The organism is Bradyrhizobium sp. P2_E8, assembly GCF_056403875.1.
In genome coordinates this window covers 1-7,066 of sequence record NZ_JBFUES010000339.1, presented here as the reverse complement: position 1 = coordinate 7,066, position 7,066 = coordinate 1, and the positions used below count along the sequence as shown (strand labels likewise).

General features: G+C 65.3%; 5 protein-coding genes and 1 pseudogene. 4 read left to right on the top strand and 2 right to left on the bottom strand.

Features of this window, described 5'->3' with window-relative positions; genetic code table 11:
- On the top strand, positions 1-1,014 hold a 1,014-nt coding region (locus tag AC1D00_RS19605; protein ID WP_477011794.1), incomplete at its 5' end, for an NAD(P)/FAD-dependent oxidoreductase.
- 252 nt (positions 1,015-1,266) lie between these two features.
- A complete protein-coding gene (locus AC1D00_RS19600; protein ID WP_271579328.1) occupies positions 1,267-2,064 on the top strand; it encodes a slipin family protein in 798 nt (265 codons plus the stop codon).
- 163 nt (positions 2,065-2,227) lie between these two features.
- Here the strand turns inward: AC1D00_RS19600 and AC1D00_RS19595 are convergent, their stop codons facing one another.
- Positions 2,228-3,910 carry a tannase/feruloyl esterase family alpha/beta hydrolase gene (locus AC1D00_RS19595; RefSeq protein WP_477011793.1) on the bottom strand — a complete coding sequence of 561 codons (1,683 nt, stop codon included), beginning with the start codon at positions 3,908-3,910 and terminating at the stop codon, positions 2,228-2,230.
- 186 nt (positions 3,911-4,096) lie between these two features.
- A pseudogene (locus AC1D00_RS19590) lies at positions 4,097-5,949 on the bottom strand (feruloyl-CoA synthase).
- A gap of 149 nt (positions 5,950-6,098) precedes the next feature.
- Here AC1D00_RS19590 and AC1D00_RS19585 point away from each other — a divergent pair.
- Complete coding sequence (locus tag AC1D00_RS19585; protein WP_477011792.1) at positions 6,099-6,605, top strand: MarR family winged helix-turn-helix transcriptional regulator; 507 nt, start codon at positions 6,099-6,101, stop codon at positions 6,603-6,605.
- 206 nt (positions 6,606-6,811) lie between these two features.
- A partial coding sequence (locus AC1D00_RS19580) for an amidase family protein (RefSeq protein WP_477011795.1) occupies positions 6,812-7,066 on the top strand: 255 nt, incomplete at its 3' end.

Below are 7,066 nucleotides of genomic sequence, written 5' to 3'. Positions count from 1 at the left end.
GCGACCAGGCGCTGCGTGCTGATCGACGACGGCAGCGAGGTGCCTTACGACACGCTGGTGCTCGCGACCGGCGCGCGGCACGCCTATTTCGGCCACGACGAGTGGGAGCAGTTCGCGCCCGGCCTGAAGACGCTGGAGGACGGGACAACGCTGCGCCGTCACATCCTGGTGGCGTTCGAGCGCGCCGAACGCGAGACCGATCCGGCGCGGCGCGCAGCGCGGCTGACCTTCGTCATCGTCGGCGCCGGCCCCACCGGCGTCGAGCTCGCCGGCACAATTGCCGAGATGGCGCATCACACCCTGCCCGGTGACTTTCGCAACATCGACACGACCAAAGCGCGCGTGGTGCTGATCGAGGCGGGGCCGCGCGTGCTCGCAGGGTTTGCCGACGACCTCTCGGCCTACGCGCAGGCCTCGCTGGAGAAGATCGGCGTCGAGGTGGTGCTGGGACAGCCGGTCACCGAGATCAATCGTGAGGGCGTGGTGTTCGGCGGCAAGCTGCTCGAGGCAAAGACAAGAATCTGGGCCGCCGGCGTGCGCGCTTCGCCAGCCGCCGAATGGCTCGGCGCGCCGGCCGATCGCGCCGGACGCGTGCAGGTCGAAGACGACCTGACGATTCCAGGCCATCCCGAAATCTTTGCGATCGGCGATACCGTCAGCATCAACGCCTGGGAGGGCAAGCCCGTGCCCGGCATCGCCCCGGCCGCCAAGCAGCAGGGAAAGCATGTCGCCGAAGCCATCAAGGCGCGGCTACGCGGCGCTGCGACGGGCCCATTCCGCTACAAGCACGCCGGCAGCCTCGCGCAGATCGGCAAGCGCCTCGCCGTGATCGACTTCGGCCGCATCAAGCTGCGTGGCACGATCGCGTGGTGGATCTGGGGCATCGCCCACATCTACTTCCTGATCGGCCTCCGCCACCGCCTCAGCGTCGCCCTCAGCTGGCTCTGGATCTACGCCCGCGACCAGCGCGCAGCGCGGCTGATCACGCAGGGATCGAGCAAGGTGGTGGGGTGAGGCCTCTCCCTCTCCCCGCTTGCGGGCAGAGGGCTGGGTGAGGGGGAGCCTCCGCGGCGACAGTGAGAGTCGAATCCTTCGATGTTCCCCCACCGTCATTGCGAGCCAACGGGTCCGCGCAAACGTTAAGCAACGGGCGTCAAGTGGTTAACACGAAAAAATATGCCTGACGGCGCTCCGCCAGCGTCCTTGAAAGCAGCACACTCCGTCACTTAATCCGCCGCGCACTGATTTTTGCTTCAGGAGGCAACCATGTTCGTCATGGAGTTTGTCGCCGCGCATCCRTATTTCACCATCGTTGCCGTCGCGGCGATCGCGTATTTTATCGGCAGCATCCGCGTCACCAATCAGTATGAACGCAGCGTCGTGTTCCGGCTCGGCAAGTTCAATCGCACCGCCGGCCCCGGCCTCTATCTCGTCTGGCCGATCATCGAATGGCAGACCAAGCTCGATTTGCGCACCATCACCGCCAATGTCGAGCAGCAGGAAGGCATCACGCGGGACAATGTGCCGATCAAGGTCGACGCCGTGGTCTGGTATCGCATCGTCGATCCCGAGCTCGCCGTGATCGAGGTCAAGGCGGTCTCGAACGCGGTCGTGCAGGTCTCGCTGACGACGCTGCGCGCGGTGCTCGGCCAGCATACGCTGGATGAGATCCTGAAGGCGCAGGACACCATTGCCGATGTCATGCAGAAGTCGATCGACGCCACCACCGAACCGTGGGGCGTGAAGGTCGAGCTGGTGCAGATGAAAAGCGTCGAGATACCTCCGAGCATGCAGCGCGCGCTGGCGCAGGAAGCGGAAGCGTTGCGCGAAAAGCGCGCCCGCCTGATCAAGGCAGAGGCCGAGCTCGATGCCGCCGAGCAGCTGCGTCAGGCCGCCGAAGTGATCATGCAGAATCCGGCCGGCCTCGAGCTGCGCCGCATGCAGATGATCACCGAAGTCGGCGCCGAGCAGAACACCATGACGCTGGTGATGATGCCGAGCGAGTTCGTATCGATGGCAAGGGGGATTGCGGACGTCGCGAAGGCGGTGGTGGCGAAGGGGTGAATTCCTCTCCCTCTCCGCCGCACGCAACTCTTCCTTCTTCCCTTGCGGGAGAAGGTGGCATAGGCGGCCTCCGGCCGCCGTTCACTTAGAACGCCGATGCTTCGCAAATCCACCCTCTCCCACAAGGGGAGAGGGTGCGGTAGCGCTCGCGGCCGCGATGTTACTACGGCGCCTTGCAAACGAAATTCGCGGCGTCCTCGCTATCGCCCTGCCCCGAATAGGCGGCATAAGACGGGTATGGACACAGCGGCCGCGTGCGGTTCGGGCTCCACGAAGCCGGGACTTCCTTGTTCGCCGGATTGGCGGAGACGATGATGCGCTCGGGCGCCTTGCCCTTCTCCACCCAATCGGTCAGCGCGCTGAGTGCATCGAACTTGTCGAGCGCGACGCCACCGCCGCAATGGGTTTCGCCGGGGATGGTGAACAGACGCGCGATGCCGTCCGCACGTCCCTGCAGGTTCTTGTCCAGCCGATCGTACCAGCGGATGCTGTCATTCACCGAGAACACCGGGTCGGCCTGGCCGTGATAGATCAGCATCTTTCCGCCGGACTTCTGCAACCCCGCGAGCTTGGGGTCATCGACGTCGGGCGGGGTCATGAAGTCCATGGCCGATTCGGTGAATGTGCCGTCCTTGGCGAAGATTTTTGGCGCGTCCTTGTCGAAATCATACGCCTTCAGGGCATCGATCAGCTTGTCGCTGCTGCCCTCCACCGCGACTGGCGGTGTCGAGAAGATGTAATTCAGCGACGCCGCGCCCATGGTTGCGATGATCGGATAGTTGTTCCAGGGCGCGACCGGACTCTCGACCTTCCAGGCGCGCCAGTTGCCGGTGCCGATGCCGCCATCGAGCGGCCAGTCGGAATAGAGCGCCTCGCCTTTCGAATTCTTCGGCCCGGCCAGGCTCGTCTTCAGCGCGTCCACCTTGGCTTGCGGCAGGCACGCATTGGTCTGACCTGGCGCGCAAGCAAGGCTCTTGAGATCGAACGCCTTCTGACAAGCCGCGAGATTGGCGGTCAAGCCGTCCTTGACGCCGTCGAGCGCATCGCAGGCCTCCGTGATGCGGGAGGCGATGACTTGCGCGTCCTCCCTGGTGATCGATTTGCGCAAATCCGGATCGGCCTTGAGAAAGGCCTGCACGTCCCAAGCATGCTGGATCGCCGCGCGCGGCAGATCGAAGCCGGGATTGCCGACGAGGAAGCCATCATAATTCTCGGGCATGCGCGAGGCCGCGACCATCGCGTGGCGTCCGCCGTTCGAGCAGCCGGCCATGTAGGAGCGATCCGGCTTGCGGCCGTAATGCAGGGTGATGATCGCCTTGCCCACGGGCGACAACGTCATATCGGCCGCGTAGCCATAGTCGCGCCGCGCCTGCGGATCGAGACCGAAGGCAGCGCCCGCAGTCAGACCGAGCGATTTGTTCGCGGGATCGGAGCCGGAATGCCCGCTGTCGGACGACAGCACGGCAAAGCCGCGCGCCAACGGCACCGTCCCGCCCGAGGCAAAGCCGTCCGGCTTGTCGCCGAGCGCAGGCACCACGACGCCATCATTGCCGCCGTTGACCTGGTGCAGGAAGCGGCCGTTCCACTCCGCCGGCAGGCGGAGCTCAAACTGGATGGCGTAGGATTTTCCATCCGCACCGGTGCGCTGGTTGGCGATCCCCGTCACGATGCAATGCTTGGGCAGGCCGGAGGCCGCGTCCTGCGCCTTTGAGCCCGTGATCTCGATGCCGGAAATGGCAAGCGATGCTGATGTGACCGGTGAGCAGGCCTCGGCATCCGCGCGGACCAGTGCCGTCGACCCCAGAAGCGCAGCCAGCGTGACTGCCGATACCAAGCCAGACCTCACGGCGGCCTCCCTCATTTGATTGATTATATCTTATAACTATTACACTTGCTCTCTTTCGTTGGCAAGCTGTGTCCCGGACGCGACGCAGAGCCGGGCCATGGCGCAGAAGGAATGGGCCCCGGCTCTGCAGCGCATCACTTCGTGACGCGCTGCGTCCGGGGCACGAGACGATCGAGTGCGGACGGTTCAGCCGATGCCGATCGATTCGGTCGATGCATCGTCGTTGAGCCGCGCCACCGCCTCCGCACGCCGCGTCAGGACGGCGCGCTGGTTGATGTAGCCCTTGTCGGTGATCTCGCCGCCGTCCACCGACGGCGGCTCGGCGAGCAGAAGGGCGCGCGTGGCGTGGCCGGAGGAATTGGCGCCCTGCTGCTTCAGCTTTGCAAGGCCCTCCGCGATCGCGGCCCTGACCCTGCCATGGGCCAGCACATCATTCACATCAGCCGTATCGGGCAAACCGGCATGCGTGCGGCACGCCGCGATGTTCGGGAACACCAGGAAGCGCACCTCGTCGCCGCCGTGACCGGCGACGACGATATCCTGCGCGAGCGGCGCCAGCGCGCGATGCCGGCGAGGCGCAGCGTACCGACGCTGACCCAGGTACCGGAATTGAGCTTGAAGTCCTCCGCGACAYGGCCGTCGAAGAACAGGCCGCGCTCCGGCCGCGCGCTATCAGCAAGCTTCACTGCATCCCCGATGAGATAGAAGCCCTCGTCGTCGAACGCCTGCTTCGTCAACTCGGGCGCCTTCCAGTAACCCGGCGTGACGTTGGGGCCGCGCACGCGCACCTCCAGCTTGTCGCCGGAGGTGACGAGCTTCAGCTCGGTGCCGGGGATCGGCACGCCGATATTGCCGGATCGTTCGGCGAGGAAATGGCAGTCGGTCGCCAGCGGCGAGGTTTCCGTCGAGCCCCAGGCCGAGACCATCGGCAGCGGGCGGCCGACCGTCTGGATGGACAGTTGTTCGAGCGCGTCCCAGAGATTCTGCGGCAGCGCGGCGCCGGCATAGAAGGCGAACTTCACCTCGCTGAAGAAGCGGCGGCGCAACGCTTCGTCGCCGCGCAATGCCGCGATCAGCATGTCGAAGCCGCGCGGCACGTTGAAATAGACCGTCGGCATCACGCTTTTCAGGTTGGCAAGCGACGTCGCAAACAGACCAGGCGCAGGCTTGCCGCCGTCGATATAGAGCGAGCCGCCGTTGCGCAGCACGAGGTTGAAATTGTGATTGGCACCGAAGGTGTGGCTCCAGGGCAGCCAGTCGAGAATGACGAGATCGCTGCCAGCCTGTTCGAGGAAGGTCCAGGTCTGCGCCTTGGCCTGCTGGCTGGAGGTCAGCATGCGCTGGGTGTTGATGACCGCCTTCGGCGTGCCGGTCGAGCCTGACGTGAACAGGAATTTTGCGATCGTGTCCGGCGTCACCGCGGCAAAGGCTTTGGCGACGTCGGCAATTTCGGACGTTGCCGCAACGATGCTGAAGGCGAGTGCGTCGGCGTCATCGCCGTTGCCGCTGATGACCTGCGCCTTGTGCAGCGGCTTGATCGCGGCCAGCGCCGCCGCGAACGGCTTCGTCGCGGCGACGTAGATCGCGCCCGGCTCGAGCAGCGTGATCATGCACTTGAGCTTGTCGAAATCCCTGGACATCAGCGAATAGGCCGGCGAGATCGCGGCCGAGGGCACGCCGACATGCTGCGCGGCAAGCGCGAGCAGCGCATGGTCGATGCTGTTGTCGGAGAGGATCACGAGCGGGCGTTCGGCGCCGAGGCCTTGCGCCAGGATCCACGACGCCGCGCCACGCACCTGGCGCAATGCCTGCGCATAGGTGACGGTGGTCCATGGCGCTTCGACATTGCCACGCTCGGCGAGGAAGACCGCATCGGGCGTCTGCTGCGCCCATTGCTCCAGCCAGTCGCCGATGCAGCGCGCACTGTCGCGCAACGGTTCGGGCGAGCGCAGCACGATGCTGCCGTCGGCGCGACGCTCGGCGACTGTCTTGGGCATTGCGAACAGGCTCGAAGCGTCGCCGCGTGCGGCGGTTATCATGGTTTCCTCCTCGCCCGGACGTCCGGATCGGCTACAGCCTCGTTCCGGGCCGCTTTGGTCATATTGTTGGGCACGACAATTGTTGTCGTCAACAACAAACTTTCGCGTGGGCCTTCGGGCCGCTAAGATTGCGCGGCAGGAGAGATCACGTGACAGCCAACGCAGCCCGAGCCGACACCCGCCCCTCCCCACGCAAACGTGCCGGCAACGGCGCGGCGCGGCCGAACGACGCGGACGAGATCGGCCTCGACGCGCTGGTCGGGCACGCCGGTTATGCGGTGCGGCGCTTCCAGATCTGGATCTTTCAGGACTTCATCAAGACGCTCGGCGACGTCGACATCCGGCCGACGCAATATTCGGTGCTGACGGTGATCGGCGCCAATCCGGGCCTGTCGCAGATGGCGGTGGCCAAGCGCCTCGGCATCGAGCGCGCCCGGCTGGTGCATCTGCTCGACAGCCTCGAACAGCGCAAATACGTGAAACGGATCAAGTCGAAGGCGGACCGGCGCTCGCACGCCCTGCATCTCACCGCCCAGGGCGAGACCGCGCTGGCGAAGTTCAAGCGGCTCGCCGCCGAGCACGAGCGGCATGTCGAGGCGAAGATCGGCAAAGAGAACCGGGAGCGGCTGCTCCAGATCCTCGCTGGCTTCACCTGATCCCACCTGCCCAAAATTTGCGCAAATGCCCGGAACAAGGCGTTGGCGCAACGGCCCGCCCGGCCGCCGAAATATCCCCCAACCTACTGATCTCCCGATAATATCCGGAGCATCCGCGCTGCCCGGATTCTGTACACAATGGCACATCGCTTGCTTCGATCCGGGTGAGGACATGTTGCCGGAGTTTTGTCGCCATGGGGGCTGAAATGGGGGCTGAGCAGCCTGAAACGATCGCCGCGATTGTGGCCGCGCATCGCGCGGGCACGCTCACGCCGGCACAGACGCTCGCGCGCAGCTACCAGCGCATCCGCGACCACAACGATCCCGCTGTCTTCATCAGCCTGCGCGACGAGAAGGACGCGATCGCGGAGGCCGAAAAGCTTGCCGCGCGCGCGGATGCTGCCAGCCTGCCGCTCTACGGCGTCCCGGTCGCAGTGAAGGACAATATCGACGCGCTGGGA